Annotated in this window: 20 protein-coding genes and 1 pseudogene; 6 read left to right on the plus strand and 15 right to left on the minus strand. The window is 69.2% G+C overall.

Annotated features, from left to right (window positions below):
* Nucleotides 1–35: 35 nt before the first annotated feature.
* Together LRD69_RS28915 and LRD69_RS28920 are read right to left on the minus strand one after the other, a co-directional pair.
* Nucleotides 36–1,358: a site-specific integrase gene (locus LRD69_RS28915; RefSeq protein ID WP_277329464.1), complete on the minus strand. Its 1,323-nt coding sequence runs from the start codon at nucleotides 1,356–1,358 to the stop codon at nucleotides 36–38.
* 240 nt (nucleotides 1,359–1,598) lie between these two features.
* Nucleotides 1,599–1,739 (minus strand): annotated as a pseudogene (locus tag LRD69_RS28920) (NUDIX hydrolase); the annotation flags it as partial.
* A gap of 153 nt (nucleotides 1,740–1,892) precedes the next feature.
* Between LRD69_RS28920 and LRD69_RS28925 the strand changes: the two are divergent.
* The 3 genes from LRD69_RS28925 to LRD69_RS28935 all read left to right on the plus strand — a co-directional run bounded on the left by LRD69_RS28925 (nucleotide 1,893) and on the right by LRD69_RS28935 (nucleotide 4,167).
* Nucleotides 1,893–3,008 (plus strand): glycerate kinase, encoded by a 1,116-nt coding sequence (locus tag LRD69_RS28925; RefSeq protein ID WP_277329912.1) that lies wholly within the window; start codon nucleotides 1,893–1,895, stop codon nucleotides 3,006–3,008.
* A 287-nt stretch (nucleotides 3,009–3,295) separates the two neighbouring features.
* Nucleotides 3,296–3,595, plus strand: coding sequence for a hypothetical protein (locus LRD69_RS28930; protein ID WP_277329465.1), 300 nt, complete (start codon nucleotides 3,296–3,298; stop codon nucleotides 3,593–3,595).
* 113 nt (nucleotides 3,596–3,708) lie between these two features.
* Nucleotides 3,709–4,167, plus strand: coding sequence for a CBS domain-containing protein (locus tag LRD69_RS28935; protein WP_277329913.1), 459 nt, complete (start codon nucleotides 3,709–3,711; stop codon nucleotides 4,165–4,167).
* Nucleotides 4,168–4,230: 63 nt separating this feature from the next.
* On the opposite strand, the gene LRD69_RS28940 is transcribed toward LRD69_RS28935, so the two are convergent.
* On the minus strand, nucleotides 4,231–6,585 hold the full coding sequence (locus tag LRD69_RS28940) for a discoidin domain-containing protein (RefSeq protein ID WP_277329466.1): 2,355 nt from the start codon (nucleotides 6,583–6,585) through the stop codon (nucleotides 4,231–4,233).
* A 325-nt stretch (nucleotides 6,586–6,910) separates the two neighbouring features.
* Between LRD69_RS28940 and LRD69_RS28945 the strand changes: the two genes are divergently transcribed.
* The gene (locus tag LRD69_RS28945) at nucleotides 6,911–9,418 is read left to right on the plus strand and encodes a SpoIIE family protein phosphatase (protein ID WP_277329467.1); all 2,508 of its coding nucleotides are present in this window, start codon (nucleotides 6,911–6,913) and stop codon (nucleotides 9,416–9,418) included.
* 115 nt (nucleotides 9,419–9,533) lie between these two features.
* On the plus strand, nucleotides 9,534–9,683 hold the full coding sequence (locus LRD69_RS28950) for a hypothetical protein (protein ID WP_277329468.1): 150 nt from the start codon (nucleotides 9,534–9,536) through the stop codon (nucleotides 9,681–9,683).
* 412 nt (nucleotides 9,684–10,095) lie between these two features.
* Here LRD69_RS28950 and pssA read toward each other — a convergent pair whose 3' ends face one another.
* From pssA to LRD69_RS29000, 10 genes are all read right to left on the minus strand, one after another.
* Nucleotides 10,096–10,950: a CDP-diacylglycerol--serine O-phosphatidyltransferase gene (pssA, locus tag LRD69_RS28955; RefSeq protein ID WP_277329469.1), complete on the minus strand. Its 855-nt coding sequence runs from the start codon at nucleotides 10,948–10,950 to the stop codon at nucleotides 10,096–10,098.
* Nucleotides 10,937–11,584 carry a phosphatidylserine decarboxylase gene (locus tag LRD69_RS28960; protein WP_277329470.1) on the minus strand — a complete coding sequence of 216 codons (648 nt, stop codon included), beginning with the start codon at nucleotides 11,582–11,584 and terminating at the stop codon, nucleotides 10,937–10,939. Before LRD69_RS28960 ends, pssA begins: the two co-directional genes overlap by 14 nt.
* A gap of 181 nt (nucleotides 11,585–11,765) precedes the next feature.
* The gene (locus LRD69_RS28965) at nucleotides 11,766–12,971 is read right to left on the minus strand and encodes an acyl-CoA dehydrogenase family protein (protein WP_030916553.1); all 1,206 of its coding nucleotides are present in this window, start codon (nucleotides 12,969–12,971) and stop codon (nucleotides 11,766–11,768) included.
* Nucleotides 12,972–12,973: 2 nt separating this feature from the next.
* Nucleotides 12,974–13,501 (minus strand): MaoC family dehydratase, encoded by a 528-nt coding sequence (locus LRD69_RS28970; protein WP_277329471.1) that lies wholly within the window; start codon nucleotides 13,499–13,501, stop codon nucleotides 12,974–12,976.
* Between the two features lie 2 nt (nucleotides 13,502–13,503).
* Nucleotides 13,504–14,469: a CoA ester lyase gene (locus LRD69_RS28975; RefSeq protein WP_277329472.1), complete on the minus strand. Its 966-nt coding sequence runs from the start codon at nucleotides 14,467–14,469 to the stop codon at nucleotides 13,504–13,506.
* On the minus strand, nucleotides 14,466–16,478 hold the full coding sequence (locus tag LRD69_RS28980) for a protein meaA (protein WP_277329473.1): 2,013 nt from the start codon (nucleotides 16,476–16,478) through the stop codon (nucleotides 14,466–14,468). The genes LRD69_RS28975 and LRD69_RS28980 overlap by 4 nt, the downstream gene beginning before the upstream one ends.
* Before the next feature lies 1 nt (nucleotide 16,479).
* Nucleotides 16,480–17,817, minus strand: a complete 1,338-nt coding sequence (gene ccrA, locus LRD69_RS28985; RefSeq protein WP_277329474.1) for a crotonyl-CoA carboxylase/reductase — start codon at nucleotides 17,815–17,817, stop codon at nucleotides 16,480–16,482.
* Nucleotides 17,818–18,210: 393 nt separating this feature from the next.
* Nucleotides 18,211–19,008, minus strand: coding sequence for a GNAT family N-acetyltransferase (locus LRD69_RS28990; protein ID WP_277329475.1), 798 nt, complete (start codon nucleotides 19,006–19,008; stop codon nucleotides 18,211–18,213).
* 136 nt (nucleotides 19,009–19,144) lie between these two features.
* A complete protein-coding gene (locus tag LRD69_RS28995; protein ID WP_277329476.1) occupies nucleotides 19,145–19,963 on the minus strand; it encodes a TetR family transcriptional regulator in 819 nt (272 codons plus the stop codon).
* 136 nt (nucleotides 19,964–20,099) lie between these two features.
* A complete protein-coding gene (locus LRD69_RS29000) occupies nucleotides 20,100–21,881 on the minus strand; it encodes a 3-hydroxyacyl-CoA dehydrogenase (RefSeq protein ID WP_277329477.1) in 1,782 nt (593 codons plus the stop codon).
* A 332-nt stretch (nucleotides 21,882–22,213) separates the two neighbouring features.
* Here LRD69_RS29000 and LRD69_RS29005 point away from each other — a divergent pair, with 332 nt between their 5' ends.
* Nucleotides 22,214–22,816, plus strand: coding sequence for an adenylosuccinate lyase (locus LRD69_RS29005; protein ID WP_277329478.1), 603 nt, complete (start codon nucleotides 22,214–22,216; stop codon nucleotides 22,814–22,816).
* Here the strand turns inward: LRD69_RS29005 and LRD69_RS29010 are convergent.
* Both LRD69_RS29010 and LRD69_RS29015 read right to left on the minus strand, forming a co-directional pair.
* Nucleotides 22,788–23,357, minus strand: a complete 570-nt coding sequence (locus LRD69_RS29010; RefSeq protein WP_277329479.1) for a GNAT family N-acetyltransferase — start codon at nucleotides 23,355–23,357, stop codon at nucleotides 22,788–22,790. The genes LRD69_RS29005 and LRD69_RS29010 overlap by 29 nt on opposite strands.
* Before the next feature lie 78 nt (nucleotides 23,358–23,435).
* A complete protein-coding gene (locus LRD69_RS29015; RefSeq protein WP_277329480.1) occupies nucleotides 23,436–25,037 on the minus strand; it encodes an alpha/beta hydrolase in 1,602 nt (533 codons plus the stop codon).
* Nucleotides 25,038–25,126 lie beyond the last annotated feature (89 nt).

Consider the following 25,126-nt stretch of genomic DNA (forward strand, 5'->3'; position numbering starts at 1 on the left):
GGCGGACTGGGATCTGCGTTCTCCTCGGCGCGGCATCAGGCGACCCACCCTGCGGCCTGGCGAGCGGCCAAGTCCGCGTACGTGCGGTCCTGATCGTTCCACTCCTTCACCGCACGGGAGACGAGCAGGTTCGTCTTCCGCTTGTAGGTCAGATATCGCATGGTCGATTCGGGACGGCGATGCCCGAGGAGCCGCATGACGGTCAGGAACGGGTTACGGGCCACGTGATCTGCGGCATAGGCGTGCGGGCGGCCGGTGAGGCGCTGCTGTTCCTCGTCCTGGCCGCGGACCAACTCGGTCAGTTGCTCCAGCATGTATACGGCGAAGGTATGGCGAAGATCATGGATGCGGACCTGCCCTGGCATCTCCAGCGGCAGGGTGTGTTCGGTCGCGATCCGCACCGCTCTCGCGTGTGCGCCGGCGAAGATCTGCTCCCAGCGTTGGCTGCTGATCATCCGTCCGTTGCGACCGACGAACAGAGCCATCGACTCCAGCCCGTGGTCGCCCTCGACGACCGTGATCCGCCGCAGTGGCGCCTTCATCGCCTTGATCCTGTACGTGCGTCGCTGACCGTCCTGGATGCCGCTGACCTTCATCGCGCGCGTGTCGATGTCGTCGACCACGAACAACTCATCTCGCTGCCGATGCAGGTTCTTCGCCGCCTTGCGAAGGAAACCGGCCCGCTCGGTCCGTCGGTACCAGTCCAGTTCGCGCAGCGTGGCGTCCTGGATCTCGGTGGTTCTGGGAAGGCCGAACTTCGCGATCGCCTGCAGTTCAACTTCCTTGGCCGAACCGTCCCGGCGAGGGGAGCCGACTTCGATGTCGAGCAACGCGCTGAACTCTCGCAGCCGCAGGCCAGTCGTGATGGAGAGATTCCCGCCGCAGCTGTCCCGCAGAGCATGACCGGAACGGAAGGCGGGATCAGCCGTGCCGTCGGGTAGCAGCCCACGCAGGCCGACTCGGTCAAGGAGCCACCACTGCTCAAACGTCAGATGGCGTACATCGAGTTCGCTGGTCGCTCCCCAGTTGAGGATGTCGCGGCCGTTCTTCTTGCGGTAGTACGGGCGTCGGTCGAGGAGCCGGGCCTCATCGACGGCCCAGTCGTAGAACCTGTTGATCGTGGCTCTGCGGCGCTTCCAGGTAGCCGGCGCCATCGGCTCGTCGCGGTACTCGATGCAGTAATCGCGGTACGCGATCAGATCGTCCTCGGTGGCAGACAGCAGGTCGGCCGGGGGATCGAGGCGTGCGAGGAAGTCGTCCAGGTCGAGGAAGTCGTAGGTGTAGTCCCGCAGCGACTTGGCCTCAAGGGTCTTGGCGAGCTCGTAGAAGAAAGAGCAGTGCGGCTCCAACGGCCGCATGTCCGCGCTGAGGAAGAAGGGAGTGCCATCTTTGAGAGCCCTGCTCCGGCTCGTATACGTGGCCCCCTCAAGGGCCACTCCGGGCACTGCCTGATAGTGACGACGTGCGGTGACGCGTGACGTGAAGAAGTAGTCCATGGCTCTCCCTGAGACAACGAGGTGACCATGTGGCTAACGACTCTCCAGCGAAAAGGTAGCTGCCGGGGCGATGCGCTGAGACATCTAGAGGTGCTTTGCCTAACCGCCGGGCAGCGCCCAGCCGTCCCGGTAGTTGGGCTCGACGAGCAGTACCCGTCCTTCCCCGTCCCGGAAGACGGTTGCCGCGGCGGCCAGCACCCTGGGCAGCCCTGCGATGTACGTGGCGTAGTCAGTGGTCGTCACGTGCGCAGCGTAATGGGGGCGCCGGGCCGTGGGCCGGAACGCACGTCCGGGGCCCGGACACCCATGGGCACAGGGCGGGTGCTCCGGATAGGGTCGGGGCGGCGCGACTGCCTGTTCGAAAGCAAGGGATGCAAGGTGACGGACGGAGCAGTGATGGAGACCGCCCGAGTGCTCGTCGCGGCGGACAAGTTCAAGGGCTCGCTCACCGCGGTGCAGGTGGCGGAGCGGGTGACGGCCGGGCTGCGGCGCGTGGTACCCGGGGTGCAGGTCGAGACCTTGCCCGTGGCGGACGGCGGCGACGGCACGGTGGCGGCGGCGGTGGCCGCCGGGTTCGAGCGGCGCGAGGCACAGGTGACGGGGCCGCGCGGGGAGGTCGTCACCGCGGCGTACGCGCTGCGCGACACCACCGCGGTGGTGGAGATGGCCGAGGCCTCGGGCCTCCAGCACCTCCCCGACGGGGTCTTCGCCCCGCTCACCGCCACCACGTACGGCTCCGGCGAGCTGCTGGCCGCGGCGCTGGACGCGGGCGCCCGGACCCTTGTGTTCGGGGTCGGCGGCAGCGCCACGACCGATGGGGGCGCGGGCATGCTGACCGCGCTCGGCGCCCGGTTCCTGGACGCGGACGGCAAGCCCGTCGGCCCCGGTGGCGGCGGCCTCGTGGATCTGGCCGAGGCGGACCTGTCGGGCCTCGACCCGCGGCTTGCCGATGTGGACCTCGTCCTCGCCAGCGACGTGGACAACCCGCTGACCGGCCCGAAGGGCGCCCCGGAGGTCTACGGGCGGCAGAAGGGTGCGACCGAGGAGGACATCGCGGTCCTCGACGCGGCACTCGCGCACTATGCGTCCCTCCTCGGACCGGAGCAGGCGACGCTGCCCGGAGCGGGTGCGGCGGGCGGCATCGGCTACGGGGCGCTGGTCGCTCTCGGCGCCCGGTTCCGCCCCGGCATCGAGGTCATGCTCGACGTCCTGGGCTTCGCACCGGCGCTGGCCCGCGCCACGCTCGTGATCACGGGCGAGGGCTCCCTCGACCGACAGACCCTGCACGGCAAGGCCCCGGCGGGCGTCGCCGCGGCGGCCCGCGCGGCGGGGCTTGAGGTGGTGGCGGTCTGCGGCCGTCTGGCGCTGCCTCCGGAGGCGCTCGGCAGAGCGGGCATCCGGCGCGCGTACGCCCTCACCGAGCTGGAGCCGGACCCCGCGGTGTGCATGGCCCAGGCGGGACCGCTGCTGGAACGGGTGGCGGAGGGGATCGCGCGCGACTTCCTGTCGTGAGCACGGGCCGGGGCGATCCCGGTGCGAGCGGCGTCCGTGCGGAAGGCCGAGCCGGGCACGAGCCGATTTCGGTCTCGCGCCCGGCGCAGGTACCGGCCTTGCGAGACGCGCGCCTTCGTGCACCGGGCTGCCGGCCGGTGCACGCCTCGTACCGTGGCGAGCGGCCCCCACCGGCCCGGTGGACGGAGAGAACGGCTGTTCGGCGTGCGGCGTGCAGCCCGCCGGAGCACGCTGGTCCTGAAGCTGCCTGTCTTCCGACCGGCAGTCTGTCAGGAAAGGTGGCAGCGATGTTTGCGAGGCTGAGCACCTACCAGGGTTCACCGGTTCCTGCGGAGGGAGACCTGACCGCGAACTGGGAAGCGATGCTCCAAGACATGCACGAGGCTGCCGGCTTTCGGGGCGTGTTCTACCTCGTCGATCGGGCCTCCGGGAAAGCTGTGTCGCTGACCCTGTGGGGCGACGAGCAGGCCATGCAGGCCAGCGAGGACCGGGCCACCCAGCTTCGCGAGGAGGTCGCGCACAGGGAAGGCCAGCGGATCGCCTCGGTCGAGCACTTCGAAGTGGGATTCAGCCACATGGAGCCGTGACCGTCCGTGCTGAGGGATCCGCGACCTCGCCGGCACATCCGGGGAGCGGTGTCGGGCCATTCGTGTTGTGGTCGATGACGGAGGTACAACGCGGTCCAGGACGGGAGGCAATCATGGCTGAGAAGCTGCTCGCGCGAGACATCATGACCGGTGGGGTGCAGTGTGTCGGGGCGCATCAGTCGCTGTTCGAGGTGGCGAAGATGATGCGCGATCTGGGCGTCGGCTGCCTGCCGATCTGCGGCGACAACAACAGGCTCACGGGCTTGATCACCGATCGTGACATCGTCGTCAAGTGCTGCGCGGAGGGCGTCGACCCCGCGTCCGTACAGGCCGGATCCCTCAATGCCAAGGTGCACTGGATCGATGCCGAAGCGGATGCCGCCGAGGTCCTGACGACCATGGAGCAGCATCAGATCAAGCGGCTGCCGGTGATCGACGTCCGGAGCGGTCACCGCCTGGTCGGCATGATCACGGAGGCTGATCTCGCGAAGAACCTGAGTGACGCACAGATCGCCGAATTTGCGAGCCACGTGTACGCGAGTGCCGGGGCATCCGGCCGGTCCGAGGGCTGAGGCTGCCGTCGGACCGCGCAGGTGCGGGACGGGCAGGGCCCGTCCCGCAACCCGTCGCATTCGTCAGGTGGTGTAGGCCTCCAGTTCCGAGAGCTGGCCCGCGGGCCAGCCCGTGTTCGCGGTGAACGTCAGCCGCAGATAGCGCGCCGAGGTGCCGGGCAGGGTGACCGTGACCGCATTGCCGGAGGCCGGGTCGAAGGTGTAGCCGGCCGAAGCCTTGAGCGAGCTGTACGAGGAGTTGTCGGCGCTGCCCGACACGCTCAGCGTCTGCGTGCGGGTCGCCCACGCCGCCGCCGGCGGCAGCTTGAGGACCAGCCGTTTGACGGCCTTGGGGGCACCCAGGTCGACGGTGAGGGTCTGCGGGAAGGCGTTGTTGGCGCTCTCCCAGTAGCTGTTCGCATTGCCGTCCACGGCGTTGCCCGCCCCGTAGACGTCGGCGTGGCCCGACTCGGTGACCGGACGGCCCAGGGCGAGGTTGCCGGGATCGGTGGGCGGATCGGTCGGCGGGTCCGTCGGCGGGTCCGTCGGGTCCGTGCCGCCGCCGGGCACCCCGCCGTTGGTCCACACCGGGTCCGGCCAGGTGCCGGTGCAGGCCGGCGGATCGGCGTACCAGCCGGAGTTCGTGCTGCCCACCCGGGTGATCTGGAAGCCGCTGCCGACACAGTTGTGGATCGGGTTCGACTGGGCGATGTGCGTGGCGACGACATCGTTGAACGTGGCCGTACCCGGCGCCTGGATCTGCAGCGCGTACGTACCCGCGCCGTCGATCCTGACATGGTCGAAGTGCAGTCCGTTGCTCGCGCCCTCGATGAGATGGATCGCGGCGTACGAGCTGTCCAGAATTTCGGTGTCGGTGATGTTGATGGTGGCGTTGATGGGTTCGTTGAGTCCGCTGAACCAGATCGCACCGACCCCGAACCGCCAGTTGAAGTCGTTGTTCCCGGTGCGGATCAGCGTGTTGCGGGCAGCGGTCGTCGTACCGGAGACCGCCGTGCCCTGACCCGAATTCACCCCGGGATAGCGATTGGCGACATGCAGTCCGCCTCCGTTGGTGATCGTGTCGGACATGACGTTGTCGGAGAGGGTGATGTCCCTGCCGCCGTACGTCACGATGTTGTTGGCGAGAATCGGCAGGATCACGGTGTTGAACGTGAACTTGTTCTTCACGTTCGGTACGTTCTCCGCCCACATCGCCAGACCGTCGTCACCGGTGTTGCGGACGAATGTGTTGGTGACGGTGGAGTTCGTGACGCCGTAGTGGAAATTCACGCCGTCGGCGGTCTGGTCCAGAATGCGGCTGTTCCTGACGGTGAAATTGTCCATCGGCCCGTCCATCCAGGCGCCGCACTTGGTGTGCTGCATCCAGACGTTGTCGACGACCGAATTCGACAGGGCCCCGCCGATGGCATTGACCTGGTCGTTGTCCACCCGCTCGCGGATGTCGCCGATGATGGCGAAGTCCTTGAGGGTGACGTTGCTGCTGCCGCCGGCCCCCGCGTACTTGCCGTAGACACCGACCGCCTTGCTGCGGTTCGACGGATCCCGCCCGGTGAGCACGCTGTACCAGGGACCGGCGCCGCGCAGTGTCACCTGATCGACGATGATGTGGTCGCGGACCTGGAAGGTGCCCTGAGGGAGGTACACCTCCTTGCCCTGGGCCCGGCCCGCGTCGACGGCCGCCTGGATTCTGCCGGTGGAGTCGGCGGCCCCGGTCGGGTCGGCACCGAAGTCGCTCACCACGTCCAGCGCCCCCGACGGCCTGCCTGCCGGCGCGCCGACCTGCTCGAAATCGGCCAGGTCGATGGTGAACGCCGGCGATGCGGCGGTGGACGACACCTGGAGCCGTACCTTCGTGCCGGCGGCGAGCGTCGACCCGAACATCGTGCGGGCCTCGTCGTAGAAGTGGTGCGGGTTGGTGTCGCCCGGGTTGTTGTTGAACGGGTAGCCGCCGTAGTACCAGCCGTACTTCGACGTGACGGGGACGCTTTTCGGTGCCCCGTCACCCACGCGCACGTCGATCGAGGCGTCCCGGCCCGTCCCGTCGGGGCTGTCCGGCAGCGAGTACCGGAAGGACATCGCGTTCGCCGGGGCGGTGAGGGTGAACTCGACGTACTCGCCGACGGCGTCCAGGGTCACGGCCTGCCGGCCCGAGGCCTCGGAGGGCAGCGTGCCGTACAGCCGGTTCGGTCCGATCAGCGTGCCGTTGGTGGCGGCGTACTCGGCTTCCTGTTCCTTGAACGGAACGGTTGCGCCGCGGCCGGGAACCGCGAGGGGGGAAGGCGCGGGGACACCCGCGGCGCGGGCAGGCGGGGCGCTGGACAGGACGACCGCGGCGGCGGTGCCGAACGCGGCGAGGGCCAGGGAGAGGGAGGCGGACAGAGAGCGTCTGAGCAGGAGGCGTTTCGGTGGTGGGGTCACGTGACCGTCGTCCTTGCGGCTCGTGGGGGCTCTTCGGACGCCCACAGGCTAGGAGCAGACCGCAAAGACGTCCATGCTGTGCGCAAAATAATGGCTTGATCACTCAAAATCAGAACTTTGATGAGGGGCATTTGCGAGGAATTTCCCAACATGGTGGGGATGATGCGGCTGAATCTGCAACCCTCCGATGGTCAGTTCCCCTTCCGTGCGCATGACGCACCCATGTCTCACGCAAAAGACTCACATGTTGCTGGAAGATTCAGCTTATTGTCGTGACCCCACCCACCGGGTGCGAGCCACGACAGCCAGGGCGCATCCTGACTGTGTGACCTGGTACGGCGCGGCCCGGCGCAGCCCGCGCGGAGAGAGCGGGACGGTGCCGGGGGCGGCGGTCGGCAGCCGAGTGCCCGACGAACTGTCCCTGGTGCTTGCGCAGGCCGCCGTGAGCGCGATCGAGGCCGTCGGCGGGTTCGCCGGCGGCGTATATCTGTGCTCCCGCATCCCTGAGCTGCTGAGGCTCGCGGTGCTCGCGGGGTTGCCGGGTCAGCTGTTCCGTCCCTGGTGGCGCATGCATGTGAACCGGCCCTTCCCGGTGGCCGAGGTCTACCGCTCACGCCGGCCGATCATGCTTGCCGACGCCGAGGAGGCCATGCGCCGGTTCCCGCAGCTGATGGCGGGCCTGCCGTTCCCGTTCGGTTCGCTGTACGTGCCCGTCGTGGGAAGGCACGAGAAGTTCGGGGTGCTGGTGGTGATGCGCCAGGCAGCCTCGCCCGGACAGCAGGTCACGGAAGCCGATCGCCACCGGCTGCAGGAGGTCGCCGAGCAGCTCGGAGCCGACCTCGCGGAGCTCGTGGCCTATGGCCTGGAGGTCGTGTGGGACGGCGAGCCGGCCTGCGTCCAGCTGCCCTCGATCGCTGCGCCTCCGGTCAGGATCGGGCACCTCGACTGGGACCTCGGCACCGGCGCTGTCGACGCCGATGCCGCGCTGTGCGGGATCCTCGGTACGGAGCCCGGGCGGTTTCCCGGCACCATCGACGCGCTGACAGCGCTGCTGGCTCCGGAGGACGCGTACGGACTGCAGGCCGTCGCCCGCCGGGCGGCGAGGTCGACCGGACCGGTCGTACGCCGGATGCAGCTGCGCGGCGTCGACGGCCGGACGAGCTTCCTCGAGATCTCCAGCCGCCCGCCCCGGACGCCCGGTGACGCCACAGGCGGTCATCTGACCGGCTTTCTGGTCGACCTCGGCGTCGGACCGGCCGTCGCGGAGGCGGCCGACCGGATCCCGCACGGCATCTTCTCGCTGGACCGGCTCGGGCGGATCACGTACGTCAACGATCTGGCGGAGGAGGTGCTCGGCAGGGCGAGGGCCGAACTGGTCGGAAGCGTGCTGTGGGAGGTCCTGCCGTGGTTCGGACACCCCGCGTACGACGACCACCACCGGGCCGCCATGCTCTCCCACGAGCCGGTGCACTTCCTCGCACGGCGCGCCCCGGACGACTGGATGTCGGTGTCCCTCTACCCCGGTCACGACGGTGTGACCGGGACGCTCACCGTCACGGACCAGCCCGCCTATACGCCGGGGTCCGTCGTCACACCGGGTGCGGGACTCGGCTCCCCGGCCGACCGGGCATCCGCGCTGTACCGGCCGGTCGCCCTCGCCATCGCGCTGACAGAGGCCGTCACGGCCCGGCAGGTGTCGGTGGTGGTCACGGAGGAGCTGCTGCCGGCGTTCGGCGGCCGACAACTGGCGATCTATCTGCTCAGCGAGCGGCACCTCTACCTGGCCTGGGAGACTGGATTCCCGCACGGTTTCCTCGACCGGTTCGACGGGGTCGGACTGGACGCGCACCTGCCGGGCGTCGATACGCTCACCACCGGCCGTCCCATCTTCTTCGAGTCGATGGAGCGCCTGGCCGCCTCCTACCCCGGCATTCCGCTGGACGCCGATGTCGGGGCCCGCGCCTTCCTGCCGCTCATCGCCTCCGGGCGACCCGTCGGCTCGTGCATCCTCGGCTTCGACCAGCCGCGCGGCTTCACCCCCGAGGAGCGCACGGTGCTCACCGCGCTGGCCGGACTCATCGCCCAGTCCCTCGAACGAGCCCAGCGTTACGACACCGAGTCAGCCCTGGCCAAGGGGCTGCAGAACGCACTGCTGCCGCACCGGCTGCCCGTACTCGATCACGTCGACACCGCGGGGCGGTACCTCGCCGGCACTCTGGGCATGGACGTCGGCGGCGACTGGTACGACGTCGTCGAGACGGACCGCGGGCTGGCCCTGGTGATCGGGGACGTCCAGGGACACGGGGTCGCCGCAGCCGCGACCATGGGCCAACTGCGCAGCGCCGTAAGGGCTTTCGCTCTCAGCGGGCACACGCCGCAGGAGGTGGTGAGCGGCACGAACCGGTTGCTCATCGACCTCGATTCCGGCCAGTTCGCCAGTTGCTGCTACGTCGTCCTCGACCCCGTCACCGGTCGCACCCAGGCCGTCCGGGCCGGGCACCCGCAGCCGCTGCTGCGCCATCCCGACGGTACGACGGAGGTCATGGACCTCCCCGGCGGCATCGTGCTCGGTGTCACCGCCGGCGCCTCGTACCCGGTCAGCGACTTCCTGCTGGCCCCGGGTGCGGGCCTGGCACTGTTCACCGACGGGCTGGTCGAGCAGGCCGGTACCGACATCGACGTGGGCATCGAGCGGCTGCGCTCCACGATCGAGCACGCCGACTCGCCGTCCCTCGCCGACATGGCGGACCTGGTGATCCGGGAGGCGAAGCGGGAGGCCGACCGGCCCGACGACATCGCACTCCTGCTCGCCGCTCGCTGGGACTCCGCGTAACGGACGGACCCCGCTGAGACTGCGTCATCCGCAGGGTGACCGGACGCGCGCCTACGACGCGCAGAACGTCTTCCCGAGCGGCGGACGCATCTCGTCCGTCTGGGAGACCGAACCGGTGAAGGCCAACGCAGACGGCTCCCCGGCCCTCCTGCCTCTGGCCAACCTGGTCTGGAGCGCCCTCAGCCTGGACCTGTCCGGTCGACTGACCGCCGGCCGCAGCACCGTCCTGGACGTACAGGCCACCAGCACCGCCCTGGTCCGCTGACGCACGGCTGATCTGCAAGGGGCCGGCCCCGGGAGGAATTCCCGGGGCCGGCCCCTTGCACGACGCCCAGGGCGGATACGGGCCGGTGCACTACCGCGGACTCCACCACGAGAGCCGGACCGCCCAACCCTTACGTCGTCCTCCGCGATGACCGCTGTCGCCTGACGGCGCGCCCTGACGGTCGGCACTGCGATTGGCTCTTGCTGCCGTCATGGCCGCGTACACCCGGCCCGACGGATCGGTGTCCTCGGTCAGCGTGGTGAGCGAGGACGTCGAGGCCTACGCGGCCGGGAGCACCTCGCCGCAGCTGCGGCGAGGTGCTCCCGGCGGTGAATCGTCACCACCGCATGCACGAGGGCCCGGGTGCTGGGGAGCACCCGGGCCCTCGTGCGTCATGACGCGTTCCGTACCGCTAGGGCAGCTGAGTCGCCCGTGCCTCGCGCCGGTTGTCGCGGAAGGTGTTCACCCGCCGCGCCGTGGCGAAGAGCGGGATGACCGCTCCCAGGACCACCTGCAGCGCGCAGCCGGTCTGCAGGAGCAGCTGACCGCCGGGGGCGTCGAACGCCCAGGCGGCGAGCAGCCCCATCGCGCCCACGATCCAGCTGAGCATCGCCACCGCGAGGACACCCCGCGGCTTCGGGTACTCGACCCGGCTGACCATGAGCCACGCCACGCCCACGATGGCGAGCAGCGTCGGTACGAAGGGCAGCTCCAGGAGCACGATCGAGACGACCGTGAGTGCTCCGAAGGGGCTCGGCATGCCCTGGAACATGCCGTCCTTCATGGTGACGCAGGAGAATCTGGCGAGTCTCAGCACCACCGCCAGCAGCACGACGATCGCCGCGAGCGCCGACACCCTCTGGTGTGCGTCGTCCGCGACCATGCCGTACACCAGCACGAAGTACGCCGGGGCGAGGCCGAAGCTGATCAGGTCCGAGAGGTTGTCCAGCTCCGCGCCCATCGGCGACGAGCGGAGCTTGCGCGCCACCAGCCCGTCGAAGAGGTCGAAGACCGCGGCGAGGAGCATCAATATCACCGCGGTGGCCGCGGAGTGCCGGGCCATGCCGCTCTCGTCGCTGCCGGTGAGGTGCGGGATGAGGATCCCGGTGGTGGTGAAGTACACCGCCATGAAACCGCACGTGGCATTACCGAGAGTGAGGGTGTCGGCTATCGACAGCCGCAAAGAGAGCGGCATGTCCTCGGCGTCCGCCTCGCACTCGCCCTCCGGGACCCAGCCGGCCTGCGTGTCGGGATCAATCACGGTCAATTCGAGTCACCCCCGCGGTGGTGGCCTGGCCGACCTCGACCGCGACATCGATACCTTCCGGAAGGTAGATGTCGACCCGGGAGCCGAAGCGGATCAGGCCGATGCGCTCGCCCTGCTCCACCTTCGTGCCCTGCGGGATGTACGGGACGATGCGCCGGGCAACCGCACCCGCGATCTGCACCATCTCGATGTCGCCGAGCTCGGTGTCGAAGTGCCAGACAACGCGCTCGTTGTTCTCGCTCTCCTTGTTGAACGCCGGAACGAACCCACCGGGGATGTGCTCGACCGATGTCACCGTGCCGGCAAGCGGCGCGCGGTTGACGTGAACATTGAGCGGGCTCATGAAGATCGCGACGCGGGTACGCCCGTCCTTCCACGGCATGATGCTCTGCACCACGCCGTCGGCCGGCGAAATGACCCGGCCCTGGGTGATCTCGCGCTCGGGGTCGCGGAAGAACCACAGCATGCCCGCGGCGAGGGCGGTGGTGGGCACCGCCACGGCGGCCCAGCGTCCGGACTTGCGGGCCCGGGCAAGGCTGAGTGCCGCGGTGGCGACGGTCGGGAGGAGCCACGGCGAAGCTCCGCGCGCAAGGCGGACTCCGCCGCGTGGTGCAGAGGTTTGGCTGTCGGGCATGGATGACCTTCGTAGCGGATGATGCCGCGCTGGCAACGGGGGACGGCGGCTTTTCCGGCGATGCTATCGGTTGCGGCCCGCAACTGGGCAAGCCAGCAGCCGAGTCGGACGGCTGGAAGGCACCGGCTGAGGATGACAGGGTGTGATCTTCTTCGCGGTTAAATCGCCACAAAGGGGATGATCACCCCTGGAACCGGTACTCCTCGAGGAGTCGGCGCCCAATGATCATTTTCTGGATCTCGGCGGTACCTTCACCGATCAGCAGCATCGGAGCCTCCCGGTAGAGGCGCTCGATCTCGTACTCCTTGGAGAAGCCGTAACCGCCGTGGATACGGAAGGCGTCCTCGACGACTTCCTTGCAGTACTCGGAGGCGAGGTACTTCGCCATCCCTGCCTCCAGGTCGTTTCGTTCCCCGGAGTCCTTTTTGCGTGCCGCGTTCACCATCATTGCATGGGCCGCTTCGACCTTGGTGGCCATTTCGGCCAGCTTGAACTGGATGGCCTGGTGCTGGGCGATCGGCTTTCCGAAGGTGTGGCGCTGCTGGGCGTAGGAAACGCCCAGCTCGAATGCACGCTGGGCGACCCCGCAGCCACGTGCGGCCACATTCACCCGGCCGACCTCGACGCCGTCCATCATTTGGTAAAACCCTCGGCCGGTGGTGCCGCCGAGTACACGATTGGCCGGAATGCGTAGTCCGTCCATGATGAGTTCCGTCGTGTCGACGCCCTTGTAACCCATCTTGTCGATCTTTCCGGGGATCGTGAGCCCCGGCCGGACCTCGCCGAAGCCCGGCTCCTTCTCGACCAGGAAGGTCGTCATCGACTTGTGCGGGGCCGTGCCCTCGGGGTGTCCTTCGTCACTTCGGCACAGCACGGCGACGAGCGACGACGTGCCGCCGTTCGTCAGCCACATCTTCTGGCCGTTCAGGACGTACTCGTCGCCGTCCCTGACGCCCTTCGAAGTGATCGCCGATACATCGGAACCCAGCGCCGGCTCGGACATCGAGAACGCGCCCCGGACCTCGCCCAGTGCCATGCGCGGCAGGAACGTGTCCTTCTGCTCCTGAGTGCCGTGCTGCTTGAGCATGTACGCCACGATGAAGTGCGTGTTGATGATTCCCGACACGCTCATCCAGCCGCGGGCGATTTCCTCCACACACAGCGCGTACGTGAGAAGCGACTCACCCAGACCCCCGTACTCCTCGGGAATCATCAGACCGAACAGGCCGAGCTCCTTGAGCCCCTCGACGATCTCCGTCGGGTACTCGTCGCGGTGCTCCAGCTGGGTGGCGACCGGAATGATCTCCTTGTCGACGAAATCCCGGACCGTGGAGAGGATTTCCTGTTGGATGTCGTTCAGACCGGCGGTCTGGGCGAGTCGCGTCATGGCTACTTCTCCACGTTCTTCTGCGAAGGCTGGTTCAGCTCCGGGCGGCCGGGCTGCTCGCCGCCGCGCTCCTTGATGTACGTCTCGGTGGGGACCATCACCTTGCGACGGAACACACAGACGAGCGTGCCGTCCTGCTTGTATCCCTTGGTTTCCACGTAAACGATTCCGCGGTCGCTCTTGGACTTTGACGGAATCTTGTCGAGAACGGTCGTCTCGCCGTAGATCGTGTCGCCGTGGAAGGTCGGTGCGACATGCTTCAGCGACTCGACCTCCAGGTTGGCGATCGCCTTGCCGGAGACGTCCGGGACGGACATGCCGAGCAACAGCGAGTAGATGTAGTTGCCTACGACAACGTTCTTGCCGAAATCGGTGGTCTTCTCCGCGTAGTTGCTGTCCATGTGCAGCGGGTGATGGTTCATGGTCAGCAGACAGAAAAGATGGTCGTCGTACTCCGTGACCGTCTTTCCCGGCCAGTGCTTGTAGACCGCACCGACCTCGAACTCCTCGTATGTGCGTCCGAACTGCATGATCAGGCCTCCGGAGCTTCGAACTTGGAGGTGCGCTGCATTCCGGCCGCGCGGCCCTTGCCCGCGATGACCAGGGCCATCTTCCGGCTGGCCTCGTCGATCATCTCGTCGCCGAGCATCGCCGAACCCTTCTTGCCGCCCTCCTCCGAGGTGCACCACTCGTATGCGTCGAGGATCAGCTCCGCGTGGTCGTAGTCCTCCTGCGAGGGCGAGAACACCTCGTTCGCCGCGTCCACCTGACCGGGGTGCAGCACCCACTTGCCGTCGAAGCCCAGCGCCGCCGCACGGCCCGCCACCTCGCGGTACGCGTCCACGTCACGGATCTGGAGGAAGGGGCCGTCGATCGCCTGCAGGTCGTGCGTACGGGCCGCCATCAGAATGCGCATCAGGATGTAGTGGTACGCGTCCGCGCCGTAGCCGGGCGGCTGCTGACCGACGACCAGGGTCTTCATGTTGATCGACGCCATGAAGTCCGCGGGGCCGAAGATCAGTGTCTCCAGGCGCGGCGAGGCGGCGGCGATGTCGTCGATGTTCACCAGGCCCTTGGCGTTCTCGATCTGCGCCTCGATGCCGATCTTGCCGATCTCGAAGCCCATCGTCTTCTCGATCTGGGTCAGCAGGAGGTCGAGCGCGACGACCTGCTGGGCGTCCTGGACCTTCGGCAGCATGATGCAGTCGAGGTTCTGGCCGGCGCCCTCGACGACCGTGATCACATCGCGGTACGTCCAGTGCGTCGTCCAGTCATTCACTCGCACGACCCGGGTCTTGCCCGTCCAGTCGCCGTTGTTCAGCGCGTCGACGATGTGGTGCCGGGCGCCTTCCTTGGCGAGCGGGGCGCAGGCGTCCTCGAGGTCCAGGAAGACCTGGTCGGCCGGGAGGCCCTGGGCCTTCTCCAGGAACCGCGGGTTCGAGCCCGGGACGGCCAGGCAGGAGCGACGCGGACGCAGACGGTTCACGGGCTGGGTCATGCGGGGACCTCCAGAGGGTCGAGCTTGTTCGCTTTCCGGATCTCGTCGACGATACGGCCGATGATCTCCGTGATGCCGAAGTCCTTCGGGGTGAATACGGCGGCGACGCCCGCCTCGATCAGCGCGGTGGCGTCGGCGGGCGGAATGATCCCGCCCGCGATGACCGGTATGTCGTTGGCGCCGGCCTCGCGCAGCCGGTTCAGCACGTCCGGCACCAGCTCGGCGTGCGAGCCGGACAGGATCGACAGACCGACGCAGTGCACGTCCTCGGCGAGTGCCGCCGAGACGATCTGTTCGGGGGTCAGCCTGATCCCCTGGTAGACGACCTCGAACCCGGCGTCACGGGCCCGTACGGCGATCTGCTCGGCGCCGTTGGAGTGCCCGTCCAGGCCCGGCTTGCCGACCAGCAGCCGCAGCCGCCCGGCTCCGAGGTCCTCGGCGGTACGGGCGACCTTCTCCCGTACGAGAGCGAGCGGCGTGCCCGCCTCCGCGGTCACCGCGACCGGTGCGGACGACACGCCCGTCGGGGCCCGGAACTCGCCGAACACATCGCGCAGCGCCCACGACCACTCGCCGGTGGTGACACCCGCTCGGGCGCATTCGACGGTCGCTTCCATCATGTTGTCGGTGCCGGCCGCGGCCTTCTTGAGTGCGGCGAGCGCCTCGGTGGCGCGGGTCTCGTCCCGGTTGTCGCGCCACTCGTGGAGCGCCGCGACCACCCTGGCCTCGTTGGCGGGGTCGACCGTCATGATCGCGCCGTCGAGGTCCGAGGTGAGCGGGTTCGGCTCGGTCGTCTCGTAGATGTTGACGCCGACGATCTTCTCCTCGCCGCCCTCGATCCGGGCCCGCCGCTGTGCGTGCGAGGAGACCAGTTCCGACTTCAGGTAGCCGGACTCGACGGCGGCCATGGCGCCGCCCATCTGCTGGATCCGGTCGATCTCCGCGAGCGAGTCGGTGACCAGGGCGTCGACCTTGGCCTCGATGACATGCGATCCGGCGAAGATGTCCTCGTACTCCAGCAGGTCGCTCTCGTGCGCGAGGACCTGCTGGATCCGCAGCGACCACTGCTGGTCCCAGGGCCGGGGGAGCCCCAGCGCCTCGTTCCAGGCGGGCAGCTGGACGGCCCGCGCGCGGGCGTCCTTGGAGAGGGTGACGGCCAGCATCTCCAGGACGATGCGCTGGACGTTGTTCTCCGGCTGCGCCTCGGTCAGCCCGAGGGAGTTGACCTGGACGCCGTAGCGGAACCGGCGCTGCTTGGCGTCGGTGATGCCGTACCGCTCGCGCGTGACCTGGTCCCAGATGCGGCCGAAGGCGCGCATCTTGCACATCTCCTCGATGAAGCGGACGCCCGCGTTCACGAAGAAGGAGATGCGGGCGACGACATCGCCGAACTTCTCCTCGGGCACCTGCCCGGAGTCACGGACCGCGTCGAGCACGGCGATCGCCGTCGACATGGCGTACGCGATCTCCTGGACCGGAGTGGCCCCCGCCTCCTGCAGGTGGTAGCTGCAGATGTTGATCGGGTTCCACTTCGGTATGCGGTTGACCGTGTACGTGATCATGTCGGTGGTCAGCCGCAGGGAAGGGCCGGGCGGGAAGACGTGCGTCCCGCGCGAGAGGTACTCCTTGACGATGTCGTTCTGCGTCGTGCCCTGGAGCTTGGCGGCGTCGGCGCCCTGTTCCTCGGCGACCACCTGATAGAGCGCGAGCAGCCACATCGCGGTGGCGTTGATCGTCATCGAGGTGTTCATCTGCTCCAGCGGGATGTCCTGGAACAGCCGCCGCATGTCGCCGAGGTGCGAGACGGGGACCCCGACCCGGCCGACCTCGCCGCGGGCGAGGATGTGGTCGGGGTCGTAACCCGTCTGGGTCGGGAGGTCGAAGGCGACCGACAGACCCGTCTGGCCCTTGGCGAGGTTGCGCCGGTAGAGCTCGTTGGACGCCTCGGCGGTCGAGTGACCGGCGTACGTCCGCATGAGCCATGGGCGGTCCTTCTGACGGCCACTCATGTCAGATGTCCCGGAAGCGGTTGATGGCGTCGATGTGCTGCTCGCGCAGCTCCTCGTTGCGCACACCCAGACCCTCGCGCGGGGCCAGCGCCAGGACGCCGACCTTGCCCTGGTGCAGGTTGCGGTGCACGTCGTACGCGGCCTGGCCGGTCTCCTCCAGGGAGTAGACCTTCGACAGCGTCGGGTGGATCTTGCCCTTGGCGACCAGCCGGTTGGCCTCCCACGCCTCGCGGTAGTTCGCGAAGTGCGAGCCCACGATCTTCTTCAGCGACATCCACAGGTAGCGGTTGTCGTACTCGTGGTTGTAGCCCGACGTGGACGCGCAGGTGACGATCGTGCCGCCCTTGCGGGTCACGTACACGGAGGCGCCGAACGTCTCGCGGCCCGGGTGCTCGAAGACGATGTCCACGTCCTCGCCACCGGTCAGCTCACGGATGCGCTTGCCGAACCGCTTCCACTCGCGCGGGTCCTGGTTGTGCTCGTCCTTCCAGAACTTGTAGCCCTCGGCGTTGCGGTCGATGATCGCCTCGGCGCCCATCTTCCGGCAGATGTCCGCCTTCTGCTCGCTGGAGACGACGCAGATGGGGTTGGCGCCACCGGCCAGCGCGAACTGCGTGGCGTATGAACCGAGTCCGCCGCTGGCGCCCCAGATCAGCACGTTGTCGCCCTGCTTCATGCCGGCGCCGTTGCGCGAGACGAGCTGGCGGTACGCGGTGGAGTTGACCAGGCCCGGAGCGGCGGCCTCCTCCCAGCTGAGGTGCTGCGGCTTCGGCATCAGCTGGTTGGACTTGACGAGCGCGATCTCGGCGAGGCCGCCGAAGTTGGTCTCGAAGCCCCAGATCCGCTGCTCGGGGTCGAGCATCGTGTCGTTGTGGCCGTCCGAGGACTCCAGTTCGACCGAGAGGCAGTGCGCGACGACCTCGTCACCGGGGTGCCAGGCGTTGACGCCGGGGCCGGTGCGCAGGACGACGCCCGCCAGGTCGGAGCCGATGACGTGGTACGGCAGGTCGTGGCGCTTGGTGAGCTCGCTGAGCCGTCCGTAGCGCTCCAGGAAGCCGAAGGTGGACATCGGCTCGAAGATCGAGGTCCAGACCGAGTTGTAGTTCACCGAGCTGGCCATGACGGCGACCAGCGCCTCGCCGGGCCCGAGCTCGGGGACCGGGACGTCGTCGACGTGCAGCGACTTGCGGGGGTCCTTGTCGCGGGTGTCGAGCCCGGCGAACATCTCCGTCTCGTCCTTGTGCACGGTCACCGCGCGGTACGACTCGGGGATGGACAGGGCCGCGAAATCCGCGGCCGTGCTGTCCTGCGATTGGATCGCGTCCAGGATTTCCTTCACGGTGTGCCTCCGGAATGGGGTCTCCCCTGCTCGAGCGGAGCCGAGAGCTCGGGGAGTGCGTCGAGGGAACGCTTGAGTTCCCTGCCAACGGGGGGATGCGGTGCGATGTGGAGGTGCTGCCGTCGGTTCGGCTGGTAAGGCTTCGGCTTGCTCTGGTGGAGCAGAAGGGTTTGCCTGTGACGCAGGCGCCCGGGCGCGCAGGCACATGGCTTGCGGGGACAGCCGGCGTACGTGAGGTCTCTGCACGCCGGCCGCCCGGACAACTTCAACGTATGGCACTCCGTGACACCTGGCAAGGCACTCGGTGCCAACAATTTCACTCACTTGTCGTCCGGCGGGCACGCATGAGCAACATGTGGGGTGTTTCGCCGGATTCTGTCCCGCTCGGTACGGTCAGACGGCGCCCCGGTACACATACGGCGTAGTGGTGCCGAGCGCCCTGAAACCGAGCCGCTGAAGGATCGGACGGCTCTGGTCGGACGCGTCGACCTGCAGATACGTGAAACCGCGCTCGGCGGCGATCCGGGCGCGGAAGGCCACCAGCGCCCGGTAGATGCCCTTCCGCCGCCATGGCTCGACCGTTCCGCCGCCCCACAGCCCCGCGAAGCCGGTGCCCGGGTAGAGCTCCATGCGGGCCGAGCTCACCGGCTCGTCGCCCGCCATGGCCAGCACGGCGACGAAGCTGTCCGGGTCCTCGGCCAGCCGGGCCAGCACCTGGTGCCGCAGCCGTGACCAGTCCGAGCCGAACGCCCGCTCATGGGCCCGGGCCATCAGCTCCACATCGGCCGCGTCGGTCACCGTGCGCAGTCGGACGCCCTCGGGGAGTTCCACCGCGGTCGGGAGGTCCGCGACCGGGGCCACCAGCAGGGTCTCCGGCTCCTCCGCGACGAAGCCGGCCGCCCGCAGCCGCTGCCCCAGGTCCGCCGGCCGGTCGTGCGCGTACAGCTTCCACTCGAACGCGTCGAGGCCGAGTGCGCCGAAGTGCTCCACCTGCGCCGCGATCGCGGCATCGGCCCGGACGGCGTCCAGATCCGGTGACGACCAGACGACGCCGTTCCAGTCGTCGGCCGCGCCGACCTGACGTACGACGTCGGCGGTGCGCTCGACGCGCACACCGGGGCCGTCGGGGCGGGCGTGCTCGCGCATCTCGTGGTCGAAGAGGGACAGCAAGGTGTTGTCATCAGGGATCATGCGCCCACCACAACACCGGGGAGTCCGGGTGGCAACCAGGTTTCGGCGCCCGGGTACGCGCACGCCGGACGGGCTCGGCGGCGAGCCCGTCCGGCGTGCGGAGTCCGACGTGGCGGATCGGCCAACAGGCCCCCGCTCAACGGTCCTTGAGTGCCTGCTGGATCGTCCGCATCACTTCGTCGAGCGGTGCGTCGGTGCGCGCAACCGCGACCAGCACCTCGCCCTCCGTGCTCACCGAAGCGGCGGGCGGCGGGGACGCGGGTTCGGTCCCGGCGATCCGGCCCGCACCGATCCCGGTCCCGAAGGTGTCCCGGACGATCGCGAACGCGTGGTCGAGCTGGGCCTCCACGTCGCCCTGGCCGTCCGCCCGCAGCCAGCGGCGCAGCACATGGTTGTGCGCGGTGACGACAGCGGACGCCGCGACCTCCGCCAGCAGCGGATCGTCGTTGCCGACATGGTGGTCGCGCTCGTCGAAATGGCCCAGCAGATAGCGTGTGAACAGCCGCTCGTAGCGGGCCACCGACGCGATCTCGGCCTCCCGCAGCGTGGGGACCTCACGGGTCAGTTTGTACCGGGCCACGGAGACCGCGGGCTTGGCCGCGTACATCTTCATGACTTCCTTGATGCCGCGGCAGACGGTGTCGAGCGGGTGCTCGTGCGCGGGAGCGGCATTGAGGACGGCCTCGGCCCGGACGAGGGTGTCGTCGTGATCCGGGAAGATCGCCTCTTCCTTGGAGCGGAAGTGGCGGAAAAAGGTCCGCCGGGCGACTCCCGCGGCGCCCGCGATCTCGTCGACCGTCGTCGCCTCGTATCCCTTGGTGGCGAAGAGCTCCATCGCCGCGGCGGCCAGTTCGCGGCGCATTTTGAGCCGTTGGGCGGCGGCGCGCGTGCCTGCGGCACTCTCCGGGGCGTCGGGCGCGGCGGAGACACGGGGGGACCTGGCAGGCTGGGACATGGTGTGAACGTACTGCATCGGCGCAGGGGAGCGCGCCTGCGGGGGCGGGCCGCCCGGAGGATCGAGCAGCCCGCCCCAGCCGGCCCCCGGCCCCGGAACCGCGGGGCCGGCCGGCCCCGCGGCCGTCGGCCGGCCCTCAGCGGCGGGCATATTCGCGGAAGCCGCGCCCCGTCTTGCGGCCGAGGCAGCCCGCGGCCACCAGATGCTCCAGCAGTGGTGCCGGGGCCAGGCCCGGGTCGCGGAACTCGCTGTGCAGCACCTTCTCGATGGCGAGCGAGACATCGAGCCCGACGACGTCGAGGAGCTCGAACGGGCCCATCGGGTAGCCGCCGCCCAGCTTCATCGCGGCGTCGATGTCGTCGAGCGTCGCGTAGTGCTCGCCGACCATCTTGATCGCGTTGTTGAGGTACGGGAACAGCAGCGCGTTGACGATGAACCCGGCCCGGTCCCCGCAGTCCACCGGGTGCTTGCGGATCTTCCCGCACACCTCACGGACGGTGGCGTGGACGTCGTCCGCGGTGAGCACCGTACGGACCACCTCGACCAGCTTCATCGCGGGCGCCGGGTTGAAGAAGTGCATCCCGATGACGTCCTGCGGGCGTGAGGTGGCCCGCGCGCACGCCACGACCGGCAGCGACGACGTGGTGGTGGCGAGCACCGCACCCGGCTTGCAGACCTTGTCCAGCGTGGTGAACAGCTGCTGCTTGACCGCCAGGTCCTCGGCGACCGCCTCGACGGCGAGATCGACGTCGTCGAACGAGTCCAGCGAACCGGCCGTGGTGATGCGGCCGAGGGTCTCGTCCCGCGCCTCGGCCGTCAGCCGCCCCTTGGTGACCGAACGCTCCAGCGACTTGGCGATCCGGCCCTTCGCGATGTCCGCCTTCTCCTGGCTGCGGGCGGCGAGCACCACGTCGTAGCCGGCCTTCGCGAAGACCTCCGCGATGCCCGAGGCCATGGTCCCGGACCCGGCGACACCCACCGACCGCACGGTGCGTCCGGCCGCCGCTCCGGCGCTCTCCTGCGGCGTCTTCGCGTCCGGCACGACGGTCTGGCTGCCGGTCGCCGCGTACGTGTAGAAGCCGCGGCCCGACTTGCGGCCGGTCAGTCCGGCCTCGCTGAGCTGCTTGAGGATCGGGGCAGGGGCGTGCAGCCTGTCGTGCGACTCGGAGTACATCGCCTCCAGGACGGTACGGGCGGTGTCCACCCCGATCAGGTCGAGCAGGGCGAGCGGGCCCATCGGCAGCCCGCAGCCCAGCTTCATCGCCGCGTCGATGTCCTCACGGGAGGCATAGTTCGCCTCGTACATCGCGGCAGCCTGGTTGAGGTAGCCGAACAGCAGCCCGTCGGCCACGAACCCCGGCCGGTCGCCCACCGCGACCGGCTCCTTGCCCAGCTCGCGGGCGAGCTCCGTGACTGCCTCGACGGCCGGCGGCGCGGTCAGCACCGAGGAGACCACCTCGACCAGCTTCATCGCGGGCGCCGGGTTGAAGAAGTGCAGGCCGAGCACGCGCTCGGGGCGCAGGGACTCGGCGGCCAGCCGGGTCACCGACAGGGCGTTGGTGCCGGTCGCCAGGATCGCGGTGGGCGAGGTGATCGCGTCGAGCTCCCGGAAGACCTGCTGCTTGATCTCGTACGACTCGGGCACGACCTCGATGACGAGCTGCGCCTCCGCGGCGGCCTGCAGGTCGGAGAAGGTGCGGAACCGCGCGAGGACGTCGTGCCGCTCGTCCTCGGTGATCCGCCCCTTCTGCACGCTGCGGGCGGTGGAGGCCTCCAGGGCGGCGACGGCCTGGCGGGCGGCCGCCTCGCTGATGTCGATACCGATGACCTCGCGGCCGGCCCGGGCGAGGACCTCGGCGATGCCGGTGCCCATGGTGCCGAGACCGACGACGGCAATGGTGGAGAGAGGGGTGTCCATCACGGGACTCCAGGGATGAGTGACGACTGTGTGGGCGCACTGTGCGTACGGATTCAGGTGGGGCCGCGAAGCCCAACCGGCGCATGGTGTGCGGGAATTGCGTGTCGTGGTGCCCAGGGCCGGGATGCGTGGAGCACGCCCGGACCGGGATGGGGGTGACGGACTCTGTCCCGGAGTCACGTCGCGCAAAGCTGCCGAACCGACAAGCACTCCGGGTGGCTGCGTCACCAGGCCACTGGAGTCGGCGGGGAGTGTGTCCCGCTCACATGAGCTTAACTGGTGGGTAACGAGCGCGCCAGTCCCGCATCGCTGTGGGCCCGCTCACACTCACCGTGCCCGCCGATAGGCTGACAGTCATGGACGAGGAGTTCCGGTCGCTGGCCGACCGGCTGGCGGACGAGGCGGGGGAGTCGGCGGCGTACCGCAGGCTGCTCGCCACCGAGGACGACGAAGAGCTGGCCCGGGTCCTCGTGGAGCGCGAACATCCGCTCTGGGCGCGCGAGATCGCCGCGTTCCGGCTCGGCTGCAGCGGCGACGGACGCGCCTTCGAAGCGCTGGTCCTGCTGCTCAACCACCGTGACCCGGAGCGCTGTGTCTCCGCGGCGCACGCCCTGGTGCGCCTGGGTGATCCGCGCACTCCCCGGGCCGCCGCCGCCCTGGCGACGAACACCTTGCGCACCGCGTACGCCCTGCACCCGGTGCGGCTGCTCACCGCGCTCGGGGCCCCGGAGTCCGTGCCGGCGCTGATGAGTACCCTGCGGCGGCTCCTGGCTCCGGACGATCCGCACTGGCGGGTCGCGCTCGCCTGCGTGGAAGGGCTCGGACAGCTCGGGGATCAGCAGGCCCGCCCGCTCCTGGAGGCGGCGCTGCCTCACCCGCGGCTGGGCGGCGCGGCGCGGGAAGCCCTCAGCCGGCTGAGGGAGCAGAAGGCGTGAGGGCGCGTACGTACCGAATCTCCGGCACGAGTACGCCGTCCACCTCGAAAGGCTCCTCGGCGCCGTCGGGGAGGAAACCCGCGCGTTCGTAGAAACGGCGCGCCGGGGCGTTCTCCTTCAGTACCCAGAGCGCCAGGTCCGGGAAGCCGTCCGCGGTGGCGCGGGTGAGCATCTCCGTCATCAGGGCGCGGCCGACCCCGGTCCCGATGTGCTCGGGCAGCACATAGATCGCGTACAGCTCGCCCCGTTCCAGGCGCCTGCCGTTCTCGCGGTACGGGCCGTAGCAGGCCCAGCCGATCACTCCCGGGCCCGGCCGCTCGGCCACCACGTTCACGACCGTGTTGCCCTCGGCGAAGAATCCGCGGCGCCGTTCCGCGTCCTCGGCGATGTCCATGGCGTCCAGATGCGACTGCGGCATCAGCCCGGCGTAGGCGGCCTGCCAGCCGCGCACCCGGACCGTCGCGACGGCCTCGCAGTCGTCGACGGTCATGGGCCGGACGGACAGGCCGGGGGCGTACGCGGAAGTGGTCCGTGTGGTCATACGGACCATGGTGGCGTACGCCCCCTGAAGGCCTGCGGCCGGGATACCGGTTCCGGGGCCGGGAGCCGGCGGATGCCGTCAGCCGCGGAAGCCGAGCATGCCGTGCAGCGTGGCGCCCGCGGGGTCCGCCGCAGCGCTCCGTGCCGACTTCGCCGACGCCTCGGCAGGCTCCGGCTTCGGGTCGGGCGACTTCGCGCACACCGCGTCCGCGTCGGAGCTGCTGCCGCCGCCGCGCGGGACGATGCCCTTGTCGAGGTAGTCCGCCAAGTACCCGTCCAGGCACGCGTTGCCGCTCAGCGTGATGCCGTGATTGCCGCCGCCCTGTTCGACGACGAGGCTGGAGCCGTCGAGCCTGCGGTGCATGGTCACCCCGCCCTCGTACGGTGTCGCCGCGTCCTCCGTGGCCTGGAAGAGCAGCACCGGCGGGAGCGCCTCGTTGGAGACCCGCACCGGGTTGAGCGGCTCGACCGGCCAGGACGTGCACGGCGCGTTGTACCAGGCGTTGTTCCAGGTGAAGAACGGCGCCTTCGCGTGCACCCGCCAGCTGTCGTTGCGCCACGTGTTCCAGTCGCGCGTCCACGGGGCGTCGCGGCACTGCACGGCGGTGTAGACCGAATAGCCGTTGTCCTTCTCGGCGTCGACGGCGCCGAGCTTCTTGTACGCGTCGACGAGCGCGTTCTGGTCCTTGTCGTTCACGTACCTGGCGAACGCGTTCGCCAGGTACGGCCAGTACCCGTTGTAGTAGCCGCCCGGCAGGAACGTGTCCTCCAGCTCGCTCGCGCCGATCTTCCCGCCCGCGGGCTTCTGCCTGACCGCCTCGCGCATCCGGTACCAGGCGGCCTCGACCTCCGCAGGGTCGCTGCCGAGCCGGTACGTCGAGCTGTGCGCGGCGACCCAGGCGGCGAACGCCTTCTGCCGGGCGTCGAACGCGTAGTCCTGGCCGATGTTGTCGTCGTACCAGACCCCGTCCGGGTCGACGTTCGAGTCGAGTACCAGGCGCCGCACCCGCACCGGGTACAGCTTGGCGTACACCGCGCCCAGATAGGTGCCGTAGGAGTACCCGAAGTAGTTGAGCTGCTGGGAGCCGAGGGCCTGCCGGATCACATCGAGGTCCTTGGCGGTGCTGATCGTGTCCATGTACGGCAGCAGATCGGGGTACTTGCTGCCGCACGCCGCGGCGAAGGACGCGGCGCGGTCGCGGTTGGCCTGCTCGTCCTCGGGGTCCAGCGGCACCGAGTCGGGGCGCATCGGCTGGAAGTACTTCGGTACGCAGTTCAGCGCCGGGGAACTCTTCCCCACCCCTCGTGGGTCGAAGCCGATCACGTCGTACTGCGCGGCGACCTTCTCGGGCAGCGTGCCCGCCACGAAGCCGGCCATCGCGAGCCCACTGCCGCCGGGGCCGCCCGGGTTGACGAGCAGCGGGCCCTGGGAGGTCTTCGCGGTGTGCGGGATCCGGGACAGGGCGAGAGTGATGCTCCTGCCCGACGGGTCGTCATGATCGAGCGGCGTACGCACGGTTGAGCACTGCAGCCTCGGGTACTTCTTGGTGCCGCAGGCGGTCCAGTGGAGCGGCGCGGCAGGCGGCGCGGCTGCCTCGGCGGTCGCCGCGGACGGTGCGGCGGTCACCAGACCGGCGAGCGTCGCACCGACGGCGAACAGAATTCCTGAACGGTTCGTCATATGGCCTCCCGTGGTGGGGGGAACGCGGCTGCGCGTGGCACAGCCCCCGCCGCATGCTCCCCACATTCGGGGGCGGAAGGACATGTTCT

The sequence above is a fragment of the Streptomyces sp. JH14 genome (genome assembly GCF_029428675.1).
Classification (GTDB): Bacteria; Actinomycetota; Actinomycetes; order Streptomycetales; family Streptomycetaceae; genus Streptomyces.

What these genes read in the sequence shown, in the direction of transcription:
- LRD69_RS28960 (WP_277329470.1), bottom strand. Translation starts at nt 11,584, where the DNA reads ATGCCCGACAGCCAAACCTCTGCACCACGCGGCGGAGTCCGCCTTGCG.
- LRD69_RS28930 (WP_277329465.1), top strand. Translation starts at nt 3,296, where the DNA reads ATGTTTGCGAGGCTGAGCACCTACCAGGGTTCACCGGTTCCTGCGGAG.
- LRD69_RS28990 (WP_277329475.1), bottom strand. Translation starts at nt 19,008, where the DNA reads ATGATCCCTGATGACAACACCTTGCTGTCCCTCTTCGACCACGAGATG.
- LRD69_RS28965 (WP_030916553.1), bottom strand. Translation starts at nt 12,971, where the DNA reads ATGACGCGACTCGCCCAGACCGCCGGTCTGAACGACATCCAACAGGAA.
- LRD69_RS29000 (WP_277329477.1), bottom strand. Translation starts at nt 21,881, where the DNA reads ATGGACACCCCTCTCTCCACCATTGCCGTCGTCGGTCTCGGCACCATG.
- LRD69_RS29010 (WP_277329479.1), bottom strand. Translation starts at nt 23,357, where the DNA reads ATGACCACACGGACCACTTCCGCGTACGCCCCCGGCCTGTCCGTCCGG.
- LRD69_RS28980 (WP_277329473.1), bottom strand. Translation starts at nt 16,478, where the DNA reads ATGAGTGGCCGTCAGAAGGACCGCCCATGGCTCATGCGGACGTACGCC.
- LRD69_RS28975 (WP_277329472.1), bottom strand. Translation starts at nt 14,469, where the DNA reads ATGACCCAGCCCGTGAACCGTCTGCGTCCGCGTCGCTCCTGCCTGGCC.
- LRD69_RS28915 (WP_277329464.1), bottom strand. Translation starts at nt 1,358, where the DNA reads ATGCGGCCGTTGGAGCCGCACTGCTCTTTCTTCTACGAGCTCGCCAAG.
- LRD69_RS28995 (WP_277329476.1), bottom strand. Translation starts at nt 19,963, where the DNA reads ATGTCCCAGCCTGCCAGGTCCCCCCGTGTCTCCGCCGCGCCCGACGCC.
- LRD69_RS29015 (WP_277329480.1), bottom strand. Translation starts at nt 25,037, where the DNA reads ATGACGAACCGTTCAGGAATTCTGTTCGCCGTCGGTGCGACGCTCGCC.
- LRD69_RS28935 (WP_277329913.1), top strand. Translation starts at nt 3,709, where the DNA reads ATGGCTGAGAAGCTGCTCGCGCGAGACATCATGACCGGTGGGGTGCAG.
- LRD69_RS28970 (WP_277329471.1), bottom strand. Translation starts at nt 13,501, where the DNA reads ATGCAGTTCGGACGCACATACGAGGAGTTCGAGGTCGGTGCGGTCTAC.
- LRD69_RS28925 (WP_277329912.1), top strand. Translation starts at nt 1,893, where the DNA reads ATGGAGACCGCCCGAGTGCTCGTCGCGGCGGACAAGTTCAAGGGCTCG.